Source organism: Streptomyces sp. NPDC090499 (assembly GCF_044769305.1).
GTDB lineage: Bacteria > Actinomycetota > Actinomycetes > Streptomycetales > Streptomycetaceae > Streptomyces.
Window position 1 is genome coordinate 15,298 of sequence record NZ_JBIVXP010000003.1, and the last position, 21,202, is coordinate 36,499.

At 69.8% G+C, this 21,202-nt stretch carries 23 protein-coding genes; 2 read left to right on the top strand and 21 right to left on the bottom strand.

Annotated elements, in window-relative coordinates:
• The 5 genes from ACIQVL_RS12035 to ACIQVL_RS12055 all read right to left on the bottom strand — a co-directional run bounded on the left by ACIQVL_RS12035 (nt 1) and on the right by ACIQVL_RS12055 (nt 7,060).
• Nucleotides 1–1,425: an AI-2E family transporter gene (locus ACIQVL_RS12035; protein ID WP_403475233.1), complete on the bottom strand. Its 1,425-nt coding sequence runs from the start codon at nt 1,423–1,425 to the stop codon at nt 1–3.
• A gap of 246 nt (nt 1,426–1,671) precedes the next feature.
• The gene (locus ACIQVL_RS12040; protein WP_403441163.1) at nt 1,672–2,385 is read right to left on the bottom strand and encodes a transglycosylase SLT domain-containing protein; all 714 of its coding nucleotides are present in this window, start codon (nt 2,383–2,385) and stop codon (nt 1,672–1,674) included.
• A gap of 406 nt (nt 2,386–2,791) precedes the next feature.
• Entirely contained in the window at nt 2,792–4,117 is a 1,326-nt protein-coding gene (locus ACIQVL_RS12045) for a PhoH family protein (protein WP_403441166.1), read from the bottom strand.
• A 409-nt stretch (nt 4,118–4,526) separates the two neighbouring features.
• Nucleotides 4,527–5,300, bottom strand: coding sequence for an isoprenyl transferase (locus ACIQVL_RS12050; RefSeq protein WP_403441169.1), 774 nt, complete (start codon nt 5,298–5,300; stop codon nt 4,527–4,529).
• A 938-nt stretch (nt 5,301–6,238) separates the two neighbouring features.
• Complete coding sequence (locus ACIQVL_RS12055) at nt 6,239–7,060, bottom strand: class I SAM-dependent methyltransferase (protein WP_403475234.1); 822 nt, start codon at nt 7,058–7,060, stop codon at nt 6,239–6,241.
• A 51-nt stretch (nt 7,061–7,111) separates the two neighbouring features.
• Here ACIQVL_RS12055 and ACIQVL_RS12060 point away from each other — a divergent pair, with 51 nt between their 5' ends.
• Nucleotides 7,112–7,624 carry a DinB family protein gene (locus ACIQVL_RS12060; RefSeq protein ID WP_403441173.1) on the top strand — a complete coding sequence of 171 codons (513 nt, stop codon included), beginning with the start codon at nt 7,112–7,114 and terminating at the stop codon, nt 7,622–7,624.
• Nucleotides 7,625–7,654: 30 nt separating this feature from the next.
• Here the strand turns inward: ACIQVL_RS12060 and ACIQVL_RS12065 are convergent, their stop codons facing one another.
• The 7 genes from ACIQVL_RS12065 to ACIQVL_RS12095 all read right to left on the bottom strand — a co-directional run bounded on the left by ACIQVL_RS12065 (nt 7,655) and on the right by ACIQVL_RS12095 (nt 12,856).
• Nucleotides 7,655–8,134, bottom strand: a complete 480-nt coding sequence (locus ACIQVL_RS12065) for a GNAT family N-acetyltransferase (protein WP_403475235.1) — start codon at nt 8,132–8,134, stop codon at nt 7,655–7,657.
• An 80-nt stretch (nt 8,135–8,214) separates the two neighbouring features.
• The gene (locus ACIQVL_RS12070; protein WP_403475236.1) at nt 8,215–9,093 is read right to left on the bottom strand and encodes an LLM class flavin-dependent oxidoreductase; all 879 of its coding nucleotides are present in this window, start codon (nt 9,091–9,093) and stop codon (nt 8,215–8,217) included.
• Nucleotides 9,094–9,158: 65 nt separating this feature from the next.
• Entirely contained in the window at nt 9,159–9,686 is a 528-nt protein-coding gene (locus ACIQVL_RS12075; RefSeq protein ID WP_403475237.1) for a hypothetical protein, read from the bottom strand.
• Nucleotides 9,687–9,730: 44 nt separating this feature from the next.
• The gene (locus ACIQVL_RS12080; RefSeq protein ID WP_403475238.1) at nt 9,731–10,429 is read right to left on the bottom strand and encodes a hypothetical protein; all 699 of its coding nucleotides are present in this window, start codon (nt 10,427–10,429) and stop codon (nt 9,731–9,733) included.
• A gap of 13 nt (nt 10,430–10,442) precedes the next feature.
• Nucleotides 10,443–11,126: a hypothetical protein gene (locus tag ACIQVL_RS12085; protein WP_403475239.1), complete on the bottom strand. Its 684-nt coding sequence runs from the start codon at nt 11,124–11,126 to the stop codon at nt 10,443–10,445.
• A gap of 57 nt (nt 11,127–11,183) precedes the next feature.
• Nucleotides 11,184–12,542, bottom strand: coding sequence for a hypothetical protein (locus ACIQVL_RS12090; RefSeq protein WP_403475240.1), 1,359 nt, complete (start codon nt 12,540–12,542; stop codon nt 11,184–11,186).
• Entirely contained in the window at nt 12,539–12,856 is a 318-nt protein-coding gene (locus ACIQVL_RS12095; protein ID WP_403475241.1) for a hypothetical protein, read from the bottom strand. Before ACIQVL_RS12095 ends, ACIQVL_RS12090 begins: the two co-directional genes overlap by 4 nt.
• Before the next feature lie 230 nt (nt 12,857–13,086).
• Between ACIQVL_RS12095 and ACIQVL_RS12100 the strand changes: the two genes are divergently transcribed.
• Complete coding sequence (locus ACIQVL_RS12100; RefSeq protein WP_403475242.1) at nt 13,087–13,476, top strand: DUF192 domain-containing protein; 390 nt, start codon at nt 13,087–13,089, stop codon at nt 13,474–13,476.
• Here ACIQVL_RS12100 and ACIQVL_RS12105 read toward each other — a convergent pair.
• The 9 genes from ACIQVL_RS12105 to ACIQVL_RS12145 form a co-directional block, all read right to left on the bottom strand.
• On the bottom strand, nt 13,451–14,080 hold the full coding sequence (locus tag ACIQVL_RS12105) for an OmpA family protein (protein ID WP_403441196.1): 630 nt from the start codon (nt 14,078–14,080) through the stop codon (nt 13,451–13,453). The genes ACIQVL_RS12100 and ACIQVL_RS12105 overlap by 26 nt on opposite strands.
• Nucleotides 14,081–14,087: 7 nt before the next feature.
• Nucleotides 14,088–14,669: a hypothetical protein gene (locus ACIQVL_RS12110; RefSeq protein WP_403441199.1), complete on the bottom strand. Its 582-nt coding sequence runs from the start codon at nt 14,667–14,669 to the stop codon at nt 14,088–14,090.
• Between the two features lie 35 nt (nt 14,670–14,704).
• Nucleotides 14,705–15,286 carry a pilus assembly protein TadG-related protein gene (locus tag ACIQVL_RS12115; protein WP_403441220.1) on the bottom strand — a complete coding sequence of 194 codons (582 nt, stop codon included), beginning with the start codon at nt 15,284–15,286 and terminating at the stop codon, nt 14,705–14,707.
• On the bottom strand, nt 15,286–15,471 hold the full coding sequence (locus ACIQVL_RS12120) for a hypothetical protein (RefSeq protein ID WP_093499360.1): 186 nt from the start codon (nt 15,469–15,471) through the stop codon (nt 15,286–15,288). Before ACIQVL_RS12120 ends, ACIQVL_RS12115 begins: the two co-directional genes overlap by 1 nt.
• 119 nt (nt 15,472–15,590) lie before the next feature.
• Nucleotides 15,591–16,325, bottom strand: a complete 735-nt coding sequence (locus ACIQVL_RS12125) for a response regulator (RefSeq protein ID WP_403475243.1) — start codon at nt 16,323–16,325, stop codon at nt 15,591–15,593.
• The gene (locus ACIQVL_RS12130) at nt 16,322–17,470 is read right to left on the bottom strand and encodes a sensor histidine kinase (protein WP_403475526.1); all 1,149 of its coding nucleotides are present in this window, start codon (nt 17,468–17,470) and stop codon (nt 16,322–16,324) included. Before ACIQVL_RS12130 ends, ACIQVL_RS12125 begins: the two co-directional genes overlap by 4 nt.
• A 535-nt stretch (nt 17,471–18,005) precedes the next feature.
• Nucleotides 18,006–18,893 carry a DUF5936 domain-containing protein gene (locus tag ACIQVL_RS12135; protein WP_403375256.1) on the bottom strand — a complete coding sequence of 296 codons (888 nt, stop codon included), beginning with the start codon at nt 18,891–18,893 and terminating at the stop codon, nt 18,006–18,008.
• A gap of 19 nt (nt 18,894–18,912) precedes the next feature.
• The gene (locus ACIQVL_RS12140; RefSeq protein WP_403475244.1) at nt 18,913–19,857 is read right to left on the bottom strand and encodes a type II secretion system F family protein; all 945 of its coding nucleotides are present in this window, start codon (nt 19,855–19,857) and stop codon (nt 18,913–18,915) included.
• 7 nt (nt 19,858–19,864) lie between these two features.
• The gene (locus ACIQVL_RS12145; protein WP_403441207.1) at nt 19,865–21,202 is read right to left on the bottom strand and encodes a CpaF family protein; all 1,338 of its coding nucleotides are present in this window, start codon (nt 21,200–21,202) and stop codon (nt 19,865–19,867) included.

The window sequence follows — 21,202 nt, forward strand, 5'->3', positions numbered from 1 at the left end:
TCACCGTTGGTGGGCGGGGTCTTCCGCGTCCCTGGGGGCTGCGCCCCCGGACCCCCCTTCGGCCTGAACGGCCTCGTCCTCGATCGCCGGACGGGCTGCATCGTGTGGCTGATCGCCGTCGTCGGGCGCCGGGTGGGGTGACTGGTCGGCGTCGTCGGACTCAGTGACCCCGTACCGTTCGCGTGAGTAGTGGTGCAGGTAGCTGACCACCGTGTTCGTCACCGCCACCAGTGGTACGGCCACCACCGCGCCGCCCAGCCCGGCCACCAGGCTGCCGGCCGTGACCGTGAGGACCACGGCGAGGGGGTGGACGCGGACCGCCCGGCCCAGGATGAACGGCTGCAGGATGTGGCCCTCGATCTGCTGGACCGCGAGGACGACGACCAGGGTCATGACCGCGGTGAAGACGCCCTGGGTGACCAGCGCCACGATCACCGCCAGCGCGCCGGAGGCGACGGCGCCCACCAGCGGGATGAACGAGAACAGGAAGATGAACACGGCCAGCGGCACGGCCATCGGGACATCCAGGAAGTAGATGCCGATACCGATGAAGATGGCGTCGATGAGGGCGACCAGGACCGTGCCCCGGACGTAGGCGGTGAGCGTGCGCCAGGCGCGCGGCCCGGCGCCGGCCACGCCCTCCCGGGCGGCCGCGGGGACCAGCTTGAGGAACCACTTCCAGATGCGGTCGCCGTCGTAGAGCAGGAAGAGCGTGGAGAAGAAGACCAGGAGGATACCGGTCAGGGCCTCCACGACGACCTGGACGCCCTCCAGGCCGAACGACGTGATCTGGTCGGTGTTGGCGCCGATCGCCTCGCGGAGGTTCTTGGCGATCTGGTTGATCTGTTTGTCGGTGACGTGGAACGGGCTCTTCAGCAGCCAGTTGCGCAGGTCGTCGATGCCGTTCTGGATCTGGTCGGAGAGCGTGTCGATGTTCTCCATGACCTGCCAGGTCACGAACCAGCCCATCAGGCCGATCACCACGAAGCCGGAGATGGCGGTGAGCGCGGTGGCGGGACCGCGCGGTACGCCGTAGCGGCGCAGCCGGGCGACGGTGGGCTGCAGCAGGGCCGTGATGAGCAGGGCGACGACGAAGGCGAACACGACCAGTTGTACGGAGCTGATGACGCGCATCAGGATCCAGACGGCGCCGGCCAGCACCAGCAGCCGCCAGCCGGCTTCGGCGGCGACCCGCACGCCCCACGGGATGGCCGTCACCGGGTCGGGACGCGGCGCCGGCTTCCGGACGGGCGCGGGGGCCGGCGGCTCCGGGGCCGGGGCGGGTGCCGGCACGGGCACGGCCGGAGCGGGCGGCTCCGGCGCGGCGTGCTCCCGCTCCACCTCGGCCCGGCGCTCGTCCAACCGCTCGCCCATCTCGGTCAGTCCGGCCCCGACACGGCCGAGCCACTCAGGCACGCGCGACATGATCCGCCCTCTCCCCACCACTCCCCCCTGGAGTCGTCCGCAACGACCGTACAGGGCAACAGCCCCTCCCCCTAGGACGGGGAGGGGCTGCGGAAGGTTGAGAAGGGCTCACTGCGACGCGCCCCGTTTTTGTCTTTCGGGGGCGCGGGGAACTGCGCGACCAGCCACGTCGGGCCCGCAGACGTCCACGAACCGCAGACATCCACGCACCGCGACGCTGTTTGTCGGCCGAACCCGGTGGAACGCCTAGTACCAGTGGTTCGCCTGCCAGAACGACCACGCCTCACAGGGGCTGCCGTACCGGGAGTTCATGTAGTTGAGGCCCCACTTGATCTGCGTGGCCGGGTTGGTCTGCCAGTCGGCGCCCACGGAGGACATCTTGGAGCCGGGCAGGGCCTGGAAGAGACCGTAGGCGCCGGAGGAGGCGTTGACCGCCTGGTAGTTCCAGCTGGACTCGTGGTCCACGATGTTGCTGAAGCACTGGTACTGGCCGCTGGCCACCATCTGCTGCGCCATCGCCTGGATCTGCGCCACGGTGTACGAGCTCTGCACCGGGAAGCTGGACGCGGACACGGAGGACCGGCTGGCCGCTTCCTTCGCCTCGGCGCGTTCCTTGGCCTCCTTGGCCGCCTTCTCCGCCTCGGCCTTCTTGGCCTCCGCGGTCTTGGCTGCCGCCACCCGCGCGGCCTGCTCGGCGTCCTTCTTGGCGGACGCGTCCGCCTGGATCGCCACGGCGTCGGCCTGCTGCGTCAGGGACGCGGTCTGCACCTGGGCCTGCTGGCCCGCGGGCAGGTCCGCGAGGAGCGTGGTGTCGGCTGCCGTAGCCTCGGCGTCGCTGTTGGGCTGGGCAACGCTGCCCGAGGCAACACCCACGACGCTTCCGACGGCGGTGACCGCGGTGGCCGAAGCCACTGCGAATCCCCGGACCGAGATCCGGCTCACACGGTTTCCTTCCAGCATCGCCCGCTTCGGTGACCCTGGCGGACGCAATCTTGCCCCTGGCACAGGTCTCCTCACTACTGGGTCACGGGAGACACGGGCCCGGTGGGCAACTCCGGAAGGGAGCGCACATGGTGCTCGGGCGGCATACGACGTCGCTATGGAATTAGCAGTGGTGCTTCTGTTGTTCCGTACCGCTGGGGGTACGGGTGTGTCGTATGCGGGGCCTGACAGGAGTGAGACTCTGCCGTAACCCGACGCCGGGTGGCAATTCAGAGTTGCGTGTGAAAGCTCACATCCGGTTTCTCCCTGGGGATTTCAGGAAACCACCACGCGCGAAGGCGCCGCCCGGCTAGGCTCGGGGCCTTTGCCGGACGGCGCCAACGGGTGGGCCATCAGCCCAGGTTGGACACAGGGATCAGATGGTTCAGATGTGTCCGTCCTCCAGCATTTCGGTCACAAGGGCGGCGATCTGGGACCTCTCGGACCGGGTGAGGGTGACATGCGCGAACAGCGGATGCCCCTTCAGCTTCTCCACCACGGCGACCACACCGTCGTAACGACCGACCCGCAGATTGTCCCTTTGCGCCACATCGTGGGTCAGAACGACCCGCGAATTCGCGCCGATCCGGGACAGAACGGTCAGCAGGACGTTCCGTTCCAGCGACTGGGCCTCGTCCACGATCACGAACGCGTCGTGCAGGGAGCGGCCGCGGATGTGGGTGAGCGGCAGCACCTCCAGCATCCCGCGGGCGGTGACCTCCTCGATGACATCGCGACTGGTGACCGCCGAGAGGGTGTCGAAGACCGCCTGCGCCCAGGGGCTCATCTTCTCCGCCTCGGAGCCCGGCAGATAGCCCAGCTCCTGCCCGCCGACCGCGTACAGCGGACGGAAGACCATCACCTTCTGGTGCTGCCGGCGCTCCAGGACCGCCTCCAGGCCCGCGCAGAGCGCCAGCGCGCTCTTGCCGGTGCCGGCCCGGCCGCCCATCGACACGATCCCGACGTCCGGGTCGAGCAGCAGGTCCAGCGCGATGCGCTGCTCGGCGCTGCGGCCCTTGATGCCGAACGCCTCGCGGTCGCCGCGCACCAGGCGGATGTTGCCCTCCGCGGTGACCCGGCCGAGCGCCTTGCCGCGCTCCGACTGGATGGTCAGGCCGGTGTGCACGGGGAGGTCGGAGGCCTCCGGGACGTACACGTGCCCTTCCTCGAAGAGGATGTCCACCTGTTCGCCGGGCAGGGTCAGTTCGGACATTCCGGTCCAGCCGGAGGAGTCCGTGATGGCGAGTTCGGCGCGGTACTCCTCGGCGAGGAGACCGACCGACGAGGCCTTGATCCTGAGCGGCAGGTCCTTCGACACGACGGTGACGTCGTACCCCTCGGCCTGCAGGTTGCGGGCGACCGCGAGGATGCGGGAGTCGTTGTCCCCCAGGCGGTAGCCGCTCGGCAGCACGCTGGGGTCCGAGTGGTTGAGCTCGACACGGATGGTGCCGCCGAGTTCGCCGATCGGGATGGGGGCATCGAGGCGGCCGTGCCGGACCCGGTAGTCGTCCAGCAGGCGCAGCGCCTGCCGGGCGAAGTAACCGAGTTCGGGATGGTGCCGCTTGGCCTCCAGTTCCGTGACCACGACGATCGGGAGCACTACCTCGTGCTCCTCGAAGCGGGCCATGGCGTTCGGGTCGGCCAGCAGGACGCTGGTGTCGAGAACATAGGTGCGCCGGTCGGACTTGCGGCGCGTTGTGCTGGTCACCACGGAAGGACGTACCCCCTCGGATGAGGTCGGGGAGCGACGAAAGCGAGCTGGACCGGTTGACGGCCACCCTGCACGGGCCGAAAACCGGCCCCCCGCTGCTTCTTCCGTGCCGTGACCGCACGGTCGGGCTGGTGCAAAGGGCCTCCCGGGTGGACGGCCCCGAGCCGCCCACTGAGATCCGACGCCCGGGGTTCGGGCGTCGACCTGTCTGGCTTATGCCCTCGAACATGCGCCGCCATGCCACGGACTGCAACGACGCACAGGTGAACTCCGTGTTACTCGCGCCCTAATATGGGTGATTTACGCCTCATGGGTGGCACGGGGTCATCCACCGTGACCACGTGGTCATCCAGCGTGGCGGCGGTGCCGGGGGTCGTATGCCGTGTTGACGTCCGCCGTCACGATCACGTCACCCGCCGTAGCGGCGGTGCCGGGCCGCGTAGTCGCGCATGGCGCGCAGGAAGTCGACCTTGCGGAACGCGGGCCAGAAGACCTCGCAGAAGTAGTACTCGGAGTGGGCGGTCTGCCAGAGCATGAATCCGGACAGCCGCTGCTCGCCGCTGGTGCGGATCACCAGGTCCGGGTAGGGCTGGGCGCCGGTGTAGAGGTGACGGCCGATCATGTCGACGTCGACGGCGTCGGCGAGGTCCTCCATCGCGACGCCCTTGTCGTGGGCGTCCAGGATCATCGAGCGGACGGCGTCGGCGATCTCCTGGCGGCCGCCGTAGCCGATGGCGACGTTCACCAGTATTCCGTCGACGTGCGCGGTGGCCTCCTCGGCCTCCTTCAGCGCGGTCTGCATCGGGGCGGGCAGCAGGTCGGGGGTGCCGACGTGATGGACGCGCCAGCGGCCGTCGGCGGCGAGGGTGCGGACGACGTCCTCGATGATGCCGAGGAGCGGGACCAGTTCCTCCTTGGCCCGGTCGAAGTTGTCGGTCGACAGCAGCCACAGAGTGACGACCTCGACGTCGGTCTCGGAGCACCAGCCGAGGAACTCCTCGATCTTCTCCGCGCCGGCGCGGTGACCGTGCACCGTGCTGGATCCCGCGGCCTTCGCCCAGCGCCGGTTGCCGTCCATGATGACGCCGATGTGCTTGGGCACCTGAGCGTGGTCCAGGTGGCCTTCCACCCGGCGCGCGTAGAGCCTGACGAGCAGGCCGCGCAGCTTGTCGCGCAGGTTCACTTGAGGTCCGCCCCTCGTGATTCGGATGCGGGAGTCCGCGTGGAGTCGCGTGGAGTCCGCGTGCTTGGGGATGCGGGAGTCCGCCCGCCGAAGCCTACCCCTCCGGGGGTTGAGCCGGTTGACGCCCCAGGGGGTGGGGGGTTGAGGCCGTTACGCGGCTGCGGGCGGGGCGTGGCCGGTCGCGCAGTTCCTCCCCCGGCCTGCGGCCGGGGGTGCCCCCAGCGCCCCCGGGTCGGTGGTGCCCAGGCCGCTTGAAGAGCGGGTGAGGACCGCGGACAGAAAAACGGGCCGGTCCGTGGGGGGGAGACGGACCGGCCCGAGGGGGGGCTTCCACCATAACCCTTCGTAAGTGATGCTGCGCGCATCAGCGCGCATCAACTACTCTCCGGAGTCGCCCGGCGACGCCCCGGTGGGCCGGAAACGCTGGATTCGAGAGTCCCGCATGGCCGATTCGCAGCGGAATCCCAGGAAAAGTGGCCGCTTACGGGGAGATCAAGAGGGTTTGAGCCGTCTTGTGGGCGCGTCGGCGAGTTGTTCGCCCGTCCCCCCGACGGGCTACCCCGGGTGCGAACGGCGGCTTGACGGGAGCAAGCGGGGCGTCACGGCACCGCGCAGCCCCCTCCTCTGCGCGGTACCGCCCGCGCAGCTTTGCTCACGCGAATAGCCTTGGTCTGAACTTACGTGAGCCGATCGGGTGATACGAAGCGAAAGAGGTAACGATGTGAGAACGCTGTGAAGATGAGAGGTGAACAAAGAGGCCCACCCTTCACTTTTGTGCAGATTCAGGATGGCAGGCGCGACTTGACCGCATTGATGATCAACGCCCCGTAATACCCACTCTTGATCGTTTCACCTTCCGCCCCTCCGGCTGGGTGTCCGGAACCCCGGACGGCGGTTCTTGGCCATTCTTCGCCGCCTGGCATTCCAAGGCCGGTGGATCACGGCCGGAGCGCCGGTCTGCGGACGTCGAAGAGGTGCCGGGAGCTGTGCGCCACGAAGGGCCCCTCCGTCTCGATCCGGCTGTGCAGGGCGCGGAGTCGGGGCTCGTACGCCTCGACCGTGAAGCCGGGGACCATCCACACGACCTTCCGCAGGAAGTGCACGACGGCCGCGATGTCGTGGAACTCCATCCGCAGCCGCTCCGCCCGCAGACCGGCCACCTCCAGCCCGGCCGCCTCCGCCGCGGCGCGCTCGGTGCCGGGGTGGCGGACGCCGCGGACGGCCTCCGGCTGCGGGCCGAGGAAGAACTCGACGAGCTCGAAGGCGCTGGCGGGCCCGACGTGCTGCGCGAAGTACGTGCCGCCCGGCCGCAGCACCCGGGCGATCTCGGCCCAGTGGACCCGCACCGGATGCCTGCTGAGCACCAGGTCGAAGGTCTCGTCGGCGAACGGCAGCGGGGCGTCCTCGGGCGAGGCCACGACCACCGCGCCGCGGGCGGCCAGCAGTGCGCTCGCCTTCGGGACGTTCGGCGGCCAGCCCTCGGTGGCGGCGAGCAGCCGGGGCCGGGCCGGGGCGGCCGTGCCGAGGGCGAAGTCGAACACCTCGCCGCCGCCGGTCTGGATGTCCAGCGCCGCCGTGGCGCGGGCCAGCCGCCCGCCGGCCGAACGGGCGTACTCCCAGGACGGCCGCGCCTCGCTGGCCCGCCCCTCGAACCAGGAGAAGTCCCACCCCTCGGTCGGCACGGCGGCACCCTCGGCCACGAGATCCTCGAAGGTGCGGTGCGTGCCGTGCGCGCCCTGCGCGCGCTGCTGCTCTGCCATGGCCGCAGGATCGCAGCGGACTGTCAGTCCCCGCTGCTAATTTCACCCGCCATGACGACCCACGACACGTACACCGCCGGCGAGAAGGAAATCCTCCACGCAAGCCTGGACCGGCACCGGGACGCGGTCCTGTGGAAGCTGGAGGGCCTGGACGACGAACAGCTGCGGCGCCCGATGACGCCGTCGGGCACGAACCTGCTGGGGCTGGTGAAGCACCTCGCCTCGGTCGAGTACGGCTGGTTCGTCTCGGCCTTCGGCGGCGAGGTCGAGCCACTGTGGTTCGACCCCTACACCGACGACGACCTGTCCGTAGGCCCCGGTGAGACCACCCAGCAGATCACCGACTTCTACGGCCGTGCGCGCGCCGCGTCCGACGCGGTGATCACCGGACGCCCGCTGGACGCGCCCGGACGCCCGGACTGGCGGGACCACGAGGTCTCGCTCCGCTGGGTCCTCGTCCACATGATCGAGGAGACGGCGCGGCACGCCGGGCACATGGACATCCTGCGGGAGCTGGTCGACGGGGCGACGGGGGACCATCCGCGCGCCACGGGAACGGCGTGACAGCGCCGTAGGCAGCGTGCCGCGAGGGCATCAGGGAGCCCCCGCGGCACGGTCGCGCAGGACCAGCAGCACGAACCCCTCGTCCACGGGGTGCTCCGCGTCCTCGCAGGGCACGAAGCCGTTCTTCTCCAGCAACCGCACCGAGGCGGTGTTCTCCGCGGACAGGTCGGCGAACAGCGGCCGTACCGTCTCCTCCCGGAGGAAGAGGGCGAGGGCGCGGCTGCCGACGCCTCTCCCCCAGTAGGCCCGCCCGAGCCAGTACCCGGTGAACCGGCGCTCGCCCTCCCACCAGGCGACGATGTTCCCCGCGACCTCCCCGTCCGCGACGACGGTCCGCACCAGGCCGCTCGGGTTCCCGAGCACCCGCTCCCTCCAGTGCCGGAGGAAGGCCTCCCGCGGCCGGGGCGTGAACCTCGACCGCCGGACGGCCTCCGGGTCGTGCTCGTACGCGAGGAAGAGTTCGAGGTCGTCGTCCTGTACGGGCCGCAGCCGGACGTCATCGGTCGTCATACCGGCGAGTGTGGCACCCGCCACTGACAACGCGCCCCCGGACACCGGGCGGGCGGCGCCGGGCCCTATGGACAGAACACCTAGGGCACCAGCGGCCGGACCTCCTCCGCGGTGAACCGTACGAAGCCCTCGGGGTCGGGTTCGTCCGCCGTCGGCTGGAGGACGACGGTGTCGGCGCCGGCCTCCGCGAGCCGCTGCACGGCCTTGGCGACGGCGCCCGCGTCCCCGGCGACACCGAGGTCGGGGACGGACTCCAGCCCCTCGGCGACGAGTTCGGCACGGAGCCGGGCGGGCCCGTCGGCACCGGTGGCGGTCAGCAGGTACACCACCACCCTGTGCGGCTCGTCCGCGCCGCGCCCCGCGGCCAGCCGCCCCTCCTCGACGAGCCGCAGGGCCCGGCGCACCCCGTCGGGCGAGGTGGCCGAGGTGAGCACGGTCCCGTCGGCGGCGGCACCGGACAGGCGCAGGGTGCGGGACCCCTCGGCGCCGGCCAGGACCTCGACGGGGCCGGCGGGCGGCCAGTCGAGCGCGACGCCGTCCAGCCGGACGTACCGCCCGTCGACCGTGACCCGCTCCCCGCGCAACAGCGCGCGCAGGGCGTCGAGATGCTCGCGCAGCAGGGTCAGCGGGGACTCCGCGCGGGCGCCGACCTGGCCCATCCAGTCCTGCACGCCGTGGCCGACGCCGACGATCGCGCGCCCCGGGAACATCCGGTGCAGCGCGGCGACCTCCATCGCGGTGACCGCCACGTTCCGCAACGGCACCGGCAACAGCCCCACCCCGACCCGCACCCGCTCCGACCACCCGAGCGCGGCCGCCGCCGCGGAGACCCCACCCTCCCGGAAACAGTCCTCCCACAGCCACAACTCCTCCAGCCCCACGTCATCAGCAACCCGCACGACGTCCCGGAGCCGCTCGGGGGGTAGCTGGGGGCGGAAGACTGCGCCGAGTGATGTCATGGGGAGGTCCTACCCAGGGCAGACGACCGTCACAACCAAGCTGTGGCGTCGCCACTCCCCCAGGGTCAGGTGGCGTCGGCCCGTGTGGTGGACGCGGTGAGATCCTTGCGCAGAGCCAGCCGGAAGGGTCTGGCGCCGCCCGGTTCGGAGACCACCGCACCAGGGCCCGGAGGGCCTGCACACCAGACGTGGTCGAGCCGCACACTCACATGGCGTTTGAAGGGGGTGGACGTCAGGACCTCCCGCCCGATGCTGAGGATCGCCGGGACCCTCGCCTCACGCGCAGTGGCAGGGTCGTACTCCCTGGGCCGCCACCCGTGCGTGCCGGGTACGACGACCTCGCACTTCACCAGCCGCCAGGGGTGCGCGCTCAGCGTGCGATGCATACGGAGGGCCGTGACGGCTCCCCAGAGGTTGAGCGGCAGCAGGACTGGCGTGACGAAGACGCCCCTGACCAGGATCGGTATGAACTGTTCGGCGTCGGAGGCCGCGGCCAGGGCGATCGCCAGAAAGAAGCCGGGCCATACGACAAAGAGAAGCACCGCCTGGCGGATCAGCCGGCGGTGGATCGCGCGGCGGGTGGGCGGGTGCATGACGGCGGGCTGCGAGGCCCATGGAAGCGGCGGGGAAGCACCACTCACGAACCCTCACCACCTGCGGCGATCGCGAAGGGATCCTCGAAGGTGACTGTTTTTGCGATCTGACGGAGGATCGCGCGGTACTGCGCTCGCCGACGTACGGCAGTAGTACTGAGGGTGAGAAGCGCGAGGGCGGTGCCGTCGGGGTGCGGGAGGTAGCCGTGGAGTTGCAGCAGGGGTTGCGGGGGAAGACCCGACTCGGCAACAGCCGTACGAAGCGTCTCGCTGAACGCGGCCGGGCCGCAGGGCACTTCCGTGAAGTCGATGCCCGTGTGGCCTTCCGCCGTCACCAGAACTCGGGCAGCGGTGACTGCGCGCGGGGCCCAGGCGGTGTCCACCCAGGAGACCGTGAAAAGGGAAAGCAGCGCACTTCCCTCCAGATCCTCGGTGTCATCGGTGTCGTCCCTATGGAGGCCGACCGCGCAGTGCGCTGTGCCGTTCTGGTAGACGCTGTGCAGCATGCGCTGAACCGCGATCAGTGTTGTGATGAATTCCTGCCTGGACAACTCGTCCGGGGCCGCGTCGAGGGTCGGACCCAGCGCCTCGCGGAGTCGCTGCGCCTCGGGGGATCCCGTCGGCGCAACTAGAGCGGTGAGAGGAACGGTGGTGAATCCGGCGGGTACGGCGAACCAGACGCCGTCGCCGGATTCCTCGGCGCTGGGGTGGACGATGATGTTCACGGCGGGTGCGGTGGTCACGATGAGGCGCTTCTCATCCCTGCGCGGAGGACTGTGACGGCTCCGGGAGGTACCGGGCACCGGCGCGGCCGGCACGGTCGACGGCCGCCGGGTCGGCACCCCAACCCTCCGGGGCACACCTGCTGTCGAAGACCGGCCGCTGGTAGAGGAGATGCAGCCGCTTCGGTACCTGGCCACCGCGGCCGGACGCAGCGACCACGCCGAGAAAGCGCGGGTCCCCCGCGAACCAGAGCGGTTCGATCTGCGCCCTGCGCTCGGGCTTCGTACGGGGGCCGTCCAGTCGGCGCAACCACCAGTACGACCGGTAGTGCTTGAGAAACACCAGCGGGATCCTCTCCTCCGATCCGGACGGATTGCGGAACTCGAACCAGATTCCGTCGTCGCGAGCACCTGGGTACCTGCCGAGTCCGCTCGGCATCCTTTCGAGGATCTGCCAGGGGTACTCACGCAGGACGCGTCGGATGCCCAGAGCTGCGGGAAAGTAAGTGAGCTGGACGAAGAACCGGTAGAAGCTGTAGAGGAAGTACGGCATGAACACCCAGACCACCCAGTTCGGTGTGAACGTGGAGATGCCGATGAGCGCCACCCAGCCAGCAGGCCACCCGATAAGCCCCACCACGTTCATGGCCATGTGCCGTGCCCACGCGACGCGGGTGGGGACGTGGTCCCAGGCTGTGGGGTGATCGGTGGGATGCATGAGAGGTTGCTTTCTCGTGGGGAGAGGGAGGATGGACAATCGATGTCCGGGCGGTTCTCACAGAGGACCGAAGACTCGCCGGACCAGATCGACCGTCTCGGCGGTGTCGATCGGCCCCAGGAAGAAACCGTCGACGCCGGTGCCTACGTTCGCCACGCTGTCGTTGTCCAATGAGTCACTCAAGCTCGCGGACAATCCGTACGAGGCTGTGGTGAGACCAGCCCACGGAGCGACCTTCTCGGCGGCCTCAACCGTCTCGGTCAGGCGTGGCGCCTTTGCCACCACCCATTCCGTGAACGGATTCTTCAGTTCGGCAAAGGCTTTGGCTGACTCCATGGATCTGCCTCCGGCTGCGGCAAACCGCTGGCCCACGGTGAGTACCTCGCCGGCTTCGCCCACCGACCTGAACAGCACCGGGGCCCCCTTGGCCGCGGCACCGAGTCCGGGAAGCATGCCCAGCCCATCCGCCGCCACGCCGATCGCATTGCTCCAGAAGTCGGCGTCAATCTCTCCGTGGCGAAAGCCGTCCCACAGCGAGGCGCGTACGGCGGGGTCCGAGAGCCGGGTCGCGACCGCCCCGGCGCTCAGTGCGGCCGCGGCCAGGAGCAGCACCGCCGCTGCCGTGCCGCCTGTGACCACGAACAGGGCGATGACGCCGAGGAGCGCGGCGGTCCAGCTGAGGATGTCCGGCAGGTTGTCGGTGAGCCAGTCGAGGGCTTCATCGAAGAGGCCGGGCTCGTGCGGGGCGAGTTTCTGTGTGGCGTCGGTGATCTTGCCCGCCCGGTAGCGGGCCTTCTGCTCGTGCTCCTCGGCGAGCTTCTTCGCCCTGTTGATGATCGCGTCGAGGTCGGCCTGGGCCTCCTCCACGGCAGTGTTCGCGTGGGTGAGCGTCTTCTGAGCCGCCTCGTGCTGCGACCCCTTCTTCTGCAGATCGGGGTCGCTCTTCGCCCTGCCAGCGCGGCCTTTGGCCGCAGCCAGCGCGTTCTGCGCGTCCTTGGCGTCGCTCTCCAGTTTCTTCGCGCGACGCTGGAAATCCTCCAGCTCGCCGTCCCAGCGGTCGAGTTGGCGGGCCGCCTTGCGGATGGAGTGCGCGGCGTTCTTCAGGTTGAGCGGCAACGGCCCACCGTCGAGTTCCTCCCGGAAGGCGACGGCGGCGTCGCCCTTCCAGTAGCTGCCGTCCATCAGCTTGGTGACCAGGCCATGGGACTCTTCCAGGACCTTGGCGCAGTTCGTGAGCTTGATGTGAAGGTCGTGGACCGTATCGGTGCTGCCCGGAGCGGGATTGAAGCCCAGGTTCGGATAGTCGGCGCTGGAAACACCCGAACGCGACTTGAGGCCCTGCGGCTTGTCGTAGTCCGCGCGTGTCTGCGTGTCGAGAACACCGCTCGGCCGTTCCGTGCCGGGGGTGTAGGTCACTTCGCTCCCTCGCCCTTACCCGACCCGGCCTTCTTCAGAGCCTCTTCCAGCGCCTTGTCCACCTCGTTGTAGCTGTCTCTGCTCTTTCCGATGATCTCGGCGAGGTCGTCGGTTTGCTCGCCGATCTGTTCGGTGCCGTACTTCCATTCCGCCTGGAAGTACTGACACGCGCCGTCCAGGTCGTCCGTACCGAGTCCGCTGACCGTGGCGTCACTCAGCGCCTTGCGCAGTCCCTTCAGCGAGCTGCTCGACTTCTTCAGCAACTTCATGAAGTGCGCGAGCTCATCGCCGTCAACGACCAGCCGGTCGGCCACGCGCTTCCCCCTCTTCCGCTTCCTCTTCTTCCACTTCCGGGCCCTCGCTCCGGCACCCGCCAGTGGCACGAGTAAGAGACCAGTAAGGAACTGTAACGGTTCCACTTGTGAAGCGCGGGACGGCTGAAGCCCAAAACCGGGAAGGGCGACCGTTGGATCTCCTACATCGCCGTGCCTGTACGTTCATTCATGTCATGCGGCAGCGAGCAGGGCGGGCGGAGGCGGCTGGGATGGCACGGTGGCGAGACGGCCGGGGGACGTTGCTCGTGCACGGGGAGGGGGGCCAGGTGGAGGCTGTTCCGCTGGAGATCGCCACCTCTTATCGTGCGCGCACCAGAGGGTTGCTCGGGCGTGACGGAATTGACGGGGCGATCCTGCTGTCGCCCGCCAACGGGATCCACACCTTCGGGATGCGCATGGCGATCGACGTCGCCTACCTGGACCGCCGGCTGAAGGTGATCGCCGTGCGGACGATGCCGCCGGGCCGCCTCGGCCGGCCGCGCCTCCGCTCCCGGCACGTGCTGGAGGCGGCAGCGGGGGTCATGGCCGGATGGGGAGTGCGGACGGGCGCGCGGGTGACGGTCGAGGTGGAGCTCAGCTCTCCGTCCGCGGGAACGTGACCTCCACCCGGCGGTTCTTCTTCCTTCCCTCCTCCGTCGAGTTGTCCGCGATCGGGTACTGCTCGCCGTAGCCGCGGACGTCGAAGGTGATGTTCGGGTCGTTCAGGTCCTGGTCCAGGACACCCTGCACGGCGTTGGCGCGCTGGCGGGAGAGGACGTCTCCGTGGGCCGAGGTGCCCAGGTTGTCGGTGAAGCCGAAGACGCGGACCTGGGTCGGGTTCTGCTTCCTGATCTCGTCCGCGATCGCCCCGATCCGCGCCTTCGCCGCCGCGCTGAGCTTCGCACTGTCCTTGCTGAACAACACCTCGGCCTGGAGGGCGAAGGTCACGTCCGCGTTGGTGTCCTCACGTCGTTCGTCCCCGCTCTGGTCCTCCACGACCGACTTGATGTCCAGGACCTTGGGATCGGCCAGGGTGGCGCCCTCGGGGAGCTTCAGGTCGGGGTCGGTGGGGTCGATCTTCACGGGGGCGGAGGCGGAGGGTTCCGTGCCCGGGGGGACGCTCGGGTCGCCGCCGTCGGCACGGGCGGCCGTCGCGCCGCAGAGGTTCGCGGCGAGGAGGAGCGCCGCGGCGCCCAGGGTCAGGGGGAGGCGTGGAGTGGTCACTTCGGCCTCACCCGGAGATCTTGATGGTGCCGCTGGCGAAGGTGGGGAGTTGGAGGGTGACCTCGGTGGTGTCGGCCGGTGGGGCGGGGAACTGCATGAAGACGGGGATGGTCTGGCCGGCGTCCACATTCGTGATGCCGGTGCTGGTGAGTGGCCGGCCGTCCGTGTCGCGGAGGACGTAGTAGCGCTTCTTGCCCTTGGAGTCCACCAAGGTGGCCCCGCCGAGCGAGAAGCCGTGTTTGGTGATCTCCGTTTCGTCACCGCTGACCTGGGCGGGGATGACGACCGAGTTGGCGCCGTCGTTCTTGATGTCCCCGTTGACGGTGACGAAACCGCCCGAGTCCCGCTGAACCGAGGTGACCTGGAGGAGCAGGCCGTCCGTTCCCTTGAGTTCGGCCAACGGCGTCTCGGACTGGCCTTCCTGAGCACTCGGGTTCGATCCGCCGCCCTTGGAGGCAGAGGCCGACGTCCGGGGCTTGTCCGCCTTGTCGTCGCCCCCGCCACCGCAGCCGGTCGCCACCGCCAGACCGGCCGTTACCAGCAACGCGACCGCCCCCCTGCGAGCCATCGCAGTGAACCGAATGCTCATCGCACCGCTTCCTTCTTCACTCGTCGATTCGCTTGTCAGTCGGCCAGATGGACATCGAAGAGGTCCTCGGGGCCCGGAAGGTCCTTGAGGTCGTCCGGGTCCAGGGTCCAGTTCCGGTCCTTGCAGGTGAGTTCGGGGAGTACGCCGCCCGTTCCGGACAGCGTGAACGTGCAGAGCGGTTCGATCACGGCGGTGGCTTGTGCCGTCGACCTGATGCTCTCGGTGCCGGGAACGACGGAGTCGCCCACGGTCTTGTTCGTCCTGGCATCGACCATGTAACTCAGCGGCGGCTCTGGTGTGCACTGAGCTGTCGCATCGTTCTGTGACGCCAGCTGGGCAGCACGCCAGCAGGAGTCCGCGACGTCCACCTTGCCGTCGAAGATGTCCTGCCACTTGGTCGGGTCGAGTACGTCCTGCACCCACTGGTCCGCAAGCTCGTCACGCGTGTTCATGGCCGCGGCGAGCGCCGCCGCGTCGGCGGCCGTCTGGGCACCGTTCCGGTTCACCGCGGCCTGGCCGACCGCGAGGTACGCGAGCGCGAGAAAGAGCAGGCCTCCCACTACCGTGATGTAGATAGGGAAGGCCTGCCCCGAGTCGCCGTAACGGCGAACACCTATCACGTGATCTTGTTGATCTCCGCAGTGATCTTGGTGAGGATCGTCTGGCCGATGCTGGTACCCGTAACCGCCAGCACGATCGCCACCACCACCGCGATGATCCCCAGGTACTCGACCGCGGTCTGACCCCGGTCGTCGGCACGGCGCTGCATTGCGACAAGCATCCGCAGCATCAGGTTGCTCATGGTGCTCCCCTCCGGGTTCGGTTCCGATCCTGGCAGCGTATGGCGGAACATACCCTTCGGCGGAGGGTCCCGGGACCCAAATCCGGACCCAGTTCACCCGGTTCTTCTCCGGCCTCATCTCAGGCCACCCCCAGCCACTTGGCCGTCGCCTGGGCACGGGTGGTGGTGTGGAGTTTGGCGAAGATGCGGTTGATGTGGTTCTTGACCGTCTTCTCGCTGATGAAACAGACGGCGGCGATCTGCTGGTTGTTCATGCCGGACGCGATGAGGTCCATGATCTCCGCCTCTCTGCCACTCAGTTGAAACCGGGACTGGGATGACTGTCCCACGGTAGATTGCAATCGCGAAAGATGGCGAGGGGTAAAATCCCTACGGAGAACGCCTAGTTCCGGTTGAGTGTGTGCAGTTGCGTTCCCTCTGACATGCTCCAGCAACGCGTTCGTCGCCGTCGGGGTGAAGTGCGGGCGGCCCCGGCCCACGTCCCGTACCGCCTCGGTCAGCTGCCGTGTCGTGAACTCGCCGTGGACCAGGTAACCCCCGGCGCCCAGCCGGACCGCCTCCTGCACGAGGGCCGTCGCGTCGCTGTACGTCAGCATCATGACCGGGGCGACGCGGACCAGGTGGGGCAGGGCCGCGATACCGTCCACGCCGGGCATGCGGACGTCCAGGAGGATGACGTCGGGGCGGTGGTGCAGGGCCGCCTCGTAGGCCGCGCGGCCGTCCTCGGCCTCCGCCACCACCGTGAGGTCGTCCGCCGCGGAGAGGACGGCGGTCAGGCCCGCGCGGATCACCGGGTTGTCGTCGGCCACCAGAACACGCAGTGGCCTCGGCTGGTCGGTCACGTCGCCGGTCACGTCAGTGGCACCTCCACTCGGATCTCCGTGCCCTTGTCGGTGGTCAGTTGGATGCGGGCGCCCACCGCCGCCGCCCGTTCCGTCATCCCGAGCAGGCCGAAGTGGCCGGTGCGGCGCAGGTCTTCGAGGGACGTGTCCGAGGGCAGGCCCCGGCCGTCGTCGTGGATCGTCACCACCAGGTGGGTGGGGGTGGTGGCGGCCCGTACGTCGACTCTCGTCGCGTGCGCGTGGCGGTGCGCGTTCTCCAGGGCCTCCGCCGCGATGCCCAGCAGCTGGCGGGCGGTGGGGGGCGGGAGCGGGACCGGGGCGGCGGGGCCGTCGTACCGGGCGGAGAGGGCCGTGCGCGCCGTGAAGCCGGTGGTCAGCGACTCCAGTTGGGACAGCACGTCGTCCTCCGGGCCGCCGCGCAGGTCCGTCAGGAGTTCACGGGACTCCGCCGCCGCCCGGCGGGCCGCCCTGGCCAGCAGGTCCGCCTGCTGCCTGATCAGGGCCGGGTCCAGACGGTCCGGGGAGACGGCGGCCGACGCGGCGAGGCCGTCGGCGACCAGCGCCACGCCGTACAGCGTCTTGGTCACCGAGTCGTGCATCTCGCGGGCCAGCCGGGCGCGTTCCGCGCTCGCCGCCTCGCTCGCGGCCAGGCGGGCCCGGGTCTCGGTCAGGGCCTCGGTGGCGGCGCCGAAGCGGAGCATCAGGTTGCGCAGGGTCGAGCCCATCGCGCCGGTGATGACACAGAGGCCGGGGAGGAGGAGGGACTCGGCCAGTACGGAGTGGTGCCGCAGCGCTTCCTGGGCCACCAGGAGGATCAGCGACTGGAGGGAGGCGAAGACCGCCGCTCCGCGCCAGCTGTAGAGGAGGCCGGCGAGGAGGGGGGTGCAGACGCTGACGTACGCGAGGGTGGTGTCGGGGCCCGCCGAGATCAGGAGGAGGGAGCCGAAGAGGGTGTCGGCGGCCAGGAGGGTCGGGTGGCGCAGGAGGAGGGGGCCGAAGCGCTGCCAGTCCCGGAAGAGGACGTAGGAGACCATGAACGTGACGACCACGGCCGAGCCGACCAGGCGGGCGCCGAGGCCGGGACTGGCGTTGAGGAGGGCGGCCGGGGTCGCCACGGCGATCATCGCCAGGCGGAGGCCGAAGACCTGCCGGCACATCGCCTGGAGAGCACGGACCTCGACCTTCGAGCCGTCCGCGACGGTCGAACGGTCCGTGTCGGTCGAACGGTCCGCGACGGTCGAACGGTCCGCGACGGTCGAACGGTCCGTGTCGGTCGACCGGTCCGTGTCGGTCGACCGGTCCGTATCGGTCGAACGGTCCGCGACGGTCGAACGGTCCGTATCGGTCGACCGGTCCGTGTCGGTCGACCGGTCCGTATCGGTCGAACGGTCCGCGACGGTCGAACGGTCCGCGACGGTCGAACGGTCCGTATCGGTCGAACGGTCCGCGACGGTCGACCGGTCCGTATCGGTCGAACGGTCCGCGACGGTCGACCGGTCCGTGTCGGTCGAACGGTCCGTGTCGTCCACGCCGACCTCGGCGGTCGCACCGGCCTCGACGGTCGCACCGGCCGCTTCGTCCGCGCCCGCCGCACCGGCCACTCCCGCCGCGCCGTCCACTCCGACGGCGCGGGGCGCGGCCTTCTCCTCGTCCTCGCTGGTCGCCACGGTCGTCACCTCCGCCTGCTTCCCGCTACTTACCCGTGACCGACCCGAAGTCGACCCCGGAGCCGAGCAGCAGGCCCGCGGCCAGCAGCAGCATCGTCGCCGGGACCATGAACGTGGTGATCATGAGGGTGGCCCTCGGTACCGCGCGGGCCGCCTTGCGGCGGGCGTTCTGGGCGTCGGTGCGGCGCATGTCCTTGGCCAGCGCGACCAGGGTGTCGACGATCGGCGCGCCCAGTTCCTCGCCCTGCTGGAGTGCCGTCACGAACATCGCGACCTGTTCGGAGTCGTTGCGGCGGCGGAGTTCCGCGAAGGCCTGGCGGCGGCTCATGCCGAGGTCCATCTGGCGCAGGGTGATGCGCAGTTCGTCGGCCCAGGGGCCCTCGTAGTGGGTGGCCACCCGGTCCAGGGCCTGGCGGAAGCCGAGGCCGGCGCCGACCACCACGGCGAGGACGTCGAGGAAGTCCGGGAGGGTGCGTTCGATGACGTCCTTGCGCAGGCGGATCGCCGACCAGATGCCGACCTCCGTCCAGAACGCGCCGAAGAGGAGGAGCAGGACGGCGACCAGCCACTGGCCGCGGAGGAGGAACACCAGGAAGCCGGTGCCGCCGAGGGCGCCGTAGACGGCGCGGCGGGCCGCGTAGCGGTCGATGGTGAGGCCGCCGGGGTTGCCCGCCAGGTCGATCCTGCGGCGGTACCTGGCCACCTGGCGCGGGCCCATCAGGCGCAGCACGGCGGGGGCGTAGCGCATGCCCATGCGGTCGATGAGGGAGTTGGCGGCGCCCGTGCGGGTGGCGCCGACCTCCAGGGCGATGGCCAGGTCGGCGGGGAGCTTGGCGTCCGCGCGGTACATGCGGACGCCCGCGAAGACGCCGTAGACGGCGAGGGCCATGAGGAGGGCCAGGAGGAGTGCCATGTGACATACCACCTCTTCCCTATACGTCGATGCGGCTGAGGCGGCGGATGAGGACGAACCCGATGACGTACAGCCCGAAGGCGATGATCACGGCCGCCTGGCCGAGGCCGGTGCCCGTCATGCGTGCGAGGGTGCCGTCCTTGACCCCGTTCATCAGGAACAGGGCGCCGACGCCGAGGACCGGGACGGCGTACGACGTCATCGTCACCTGGGAGAGCTGGGTGCGGATCTCCCGGCGGGTCTCCTTGCGCTCCTCCAGGGTCTCGGTGAGGTTGCGCAGGGCGGAGACGACCTGGCCGCCGGCCCGGTTGGAGAGGACGAGCGTGGTGACGAGGACGACCAGTTCGCGGGACGGGAGCCGCTCGGCGAGCTCGCCGAGCGCGTCGTCCATGGAGTGGCCGATGGCCAGCTGGTCGGCGACCTTGGCGAGTTCCTCGCCGGCCGGGGCCTCCAGCTCCTCCGCCGCCATGCCGATCGCGGTGCGCAGGGCGAGGCCGGCGTTGGTGGCGTTGGCCAGGATCCGGGACAGCTCGGGGAGTTGGCCGATGAACCGCTCGATGCGTTTCTGCCGCTGCCAGTTGAGGAACTGGACGGCGGCGAAGACACCGAGGAGGCCGGCGACCGGGCCGAAGAAGGGGGCGAGGGCGGCCTGGCCGATGAGCCAGAGGGAGGCGACGGCGGCCAGCATGTAGACGAGGAACTCGCCGGGCGTCACGTCCAGGCCCGTCGCCGCCAGCCGGAGTTCCAGGCGTCGGCCGACCGACGTGCCGCGCAGCCGGCGGTCCAGGTTGCGGAACCGGCGCCGGCGGCCGGAGAGCGGGGCCTGGCCGGAGTAGGAGAGTCGGTCCACCAGGGCGGCGCGCTGGGCCCGGCCGGAGGCGTAGGTGTGCAGGCCCAGCACGGCCAGCAGGCAGGCCAGCAGGGTGATGCCGGTGGTGAGGGTGACGAGGTCGTGGAGGGACATGGGCCGCCTACCGGGCTTCTCGGGTGGTGAGCTGGTCGAAGTGCTGGGCCACGCCGAAGGCCTGCGGGATGGGCTGGCTCGCCATGTAGAGGCGGTCGGCGGTGCGGCGCGGGAGCGGGAAGTACTGGAAGGCGCCGAAGACCCGCCCGTCGTGGGTCATGGGCTGGGCGTCGAAGCGGGCCACGGTCGCCAGCCGGTACGGCTCGCTGCCGTGGCTGTCGAGCATCGCGATCTCGGTGATCCGGCGGGCGCCGTCGGCGAACCGGGTCAGCTGGACGAGGACCTCGACCGCGCTGTTGATCTGGTCGTGCAGGGCGACGAAGGGGACCTCGACGTCCGACATGGAGGACAGGGTCTGGAGCCGGGTGAGCGCGTCCTCGGCGCTGTTGGCGTGGACGGTGGCCAGCGAGCCGTCGTGGCCGGTGGACATGGCCTGGAGCATGTCCAGGGCCTCGCCGCCGCGGACCTCGCCGACCACGATCCGGTCGGGGCGCATCCGCAGGGAGTTGCGGACCAGGTCGCGGATGGTGACCTGGCCCTTGCCCTCGACGTTCGGCGGGCGGGACTCCAGGCGGACCACGTGGGTCTGCTGGAGCTGGAGTTCGGCGGAGTCCTCGATGGTGATGATGCGTTCGTGGGCCGGGATCAGGCCGGACAGGGCGTTGAGCAGGGTGGTCTTTCCGGTGCCGGTGGCGCCGGAGACGATGATGTTGAACTTCGCCTGCACCAGGGCCGCCAGCAGGAACACCATGTGCTCGTCGAGCGAGCCGAAGCCGATCAGCTCCTGGAGGGTGAAGGAGCGTGGGAAGCGGCGGATGGTGAGGGTGGGACCGGTCAGGGAGAGCGGCGGGATGATCACGTTGACGCGTTCGCCGGAGGGGAGGCGGGCGTCGACCATCGGGTTCGACTCGTCGACGCGGCGGTTGACGGTGGAGACGATGCGTTCGATGGTCTGCATCAGCTGGTCCGCCGAGACGAAGCGGAGCGGCAGCTGCTCGACGCGGCCGCCGCGTTCGACGAAGATCGCGTCCGGGCCGTTCACCATGATTTCCGTGATCGAGGCGTCTTCGAGGAGCGGTTCCAGGATGCCGAGGCCGAGGGCCTCGTCGACGACGCGGCGGATCAGCTGGGAGCGTTCGACGGTCGACAGGACCGGGCCCTCGCGGCTGATGATGTGGCCGAGGACGCGTTCGAGACGGGCCCGGCGCTCGGCGGCGGCCAGTGCGCTCATCTCGGCGAGGTCGATCTCCTCCAGGAGCTTGGCCCGGTAGGAGGAGACCAGGTGGCCGTCCTCGCCCCGGCTGCCGTGCTCCTCGGGGGAGTTGATGCGTGCCCGCAGGCTCAT

Bases quoted from the DNA above. Each gene is read 5' to 3' on its own strand.
- ACIQVL_RS12140 (WP_403475244.1), bottom strand. From the start codon at position 19,857: ATGTCCCTCCACGACCTCGTCACCCTCACCACCGGCATCACCCTGCTG.
- ACIQVL_RS12040 (WP_403441163.1), bottom strand. From the start codon at position 2,385: ATGCTGGAAGGAAACCGTGTGAGCCGGATCTCGGTCCGGGGATTCGCA.
- ACIQVL_RS12100 (WP_403475242.1), top strand. From the start codon at position 13,087: ATGGCACGGTGGCGAGACGGCCGGGGGACGTTGCTCGTGCACGGGGAG.
- ACIQVL_RS12065 (WP_403475235.1), bottom strand. From the start codon at position 8,134: ATGACGACCGATGACGTCCGGCTGCGGCCCGTACAGGACGACGACCTC.
- ACIQVL_RS12035 (WP_403475233.1), bottom strand. From the start codon at position 1,425: ATGTCGCGCGTGCCTGAGTGGCTCGGCCGTGTCGGGGCCGGACTGACC.
- ACIQVL_RS12055 (WP_403475234.1), bottom strand. From the start codon at position 7,060: ATGGCAGAGCAGCAGCGCGCGCAGGGCGCGCACGGCACGCACCGCACC.
- ACIQVL_RS12070 (WP_403475236.1), bottom strand. From the start codon at position 9,093: ATGACATCACTCGGCGCAGTCTTCCGCCCCCAGCTACCCCCCGAGCGG.
- ACIQVL_RS12135 (WP_403375256.1), bottom strand. From the start codon at position 18,893: ATGGCACTCCTCCTGGCCCTCCTCATGGCCCTCGCCGTCTACGGCGTC.
- ACIQVL_RS12085 (WP_403475239.1), bottom strand. From the start codon at position 11,126: ATGCATCCCACCGATCACCCCACAGCCTGGGACCACGTCCCCACCCGC.
- ACIQVL_RS12145 (WP_403441207.1), bottom strand. From the start codon at position 21,202: ATGAGCCTGCGGGCACGCATCAACTCCCCCGAGGAGCACGGCAGCCGG.
- ACIQVL_RS12120 (WP_093499360.1), bottom strand. From the start codon at position 15,471: ATGAGCAACCTGATGCTGCGGATGCTTGTCGCAATGCAGCGCCGTGCC.
- ACIQVL_RS12130 (WP_403475526.1), bottom strand. From the start codon at position 17,470: ATGTGCCGGCAGGTCTTCGGCCTCCGCCTGGCGATGATCGCCGTGGCG.
- ACIQVL_RS12060 (WP_403441173.1), top strand. From the start codon at position 7,112: ATGACGACCCACGACACGTACACCGCCGGCGAGAAGGAAATCCTCCAC.
- ACIQVL_RS12110 (WP_403441199.1), bottom strand. From the start codon at position 14,669: ATGAGCATTCGGTTCACTGCGATGGCTCGCAGGGGGGCGGTCGCGTTG.
- ACIQVL_RS12075 (WP_403475237.1), bottom strand. From the start codon at position 9,686: ATGCACCCGCCCACCCGCCGCGCGATCCACCGCCGGCTGATCCGCCAG.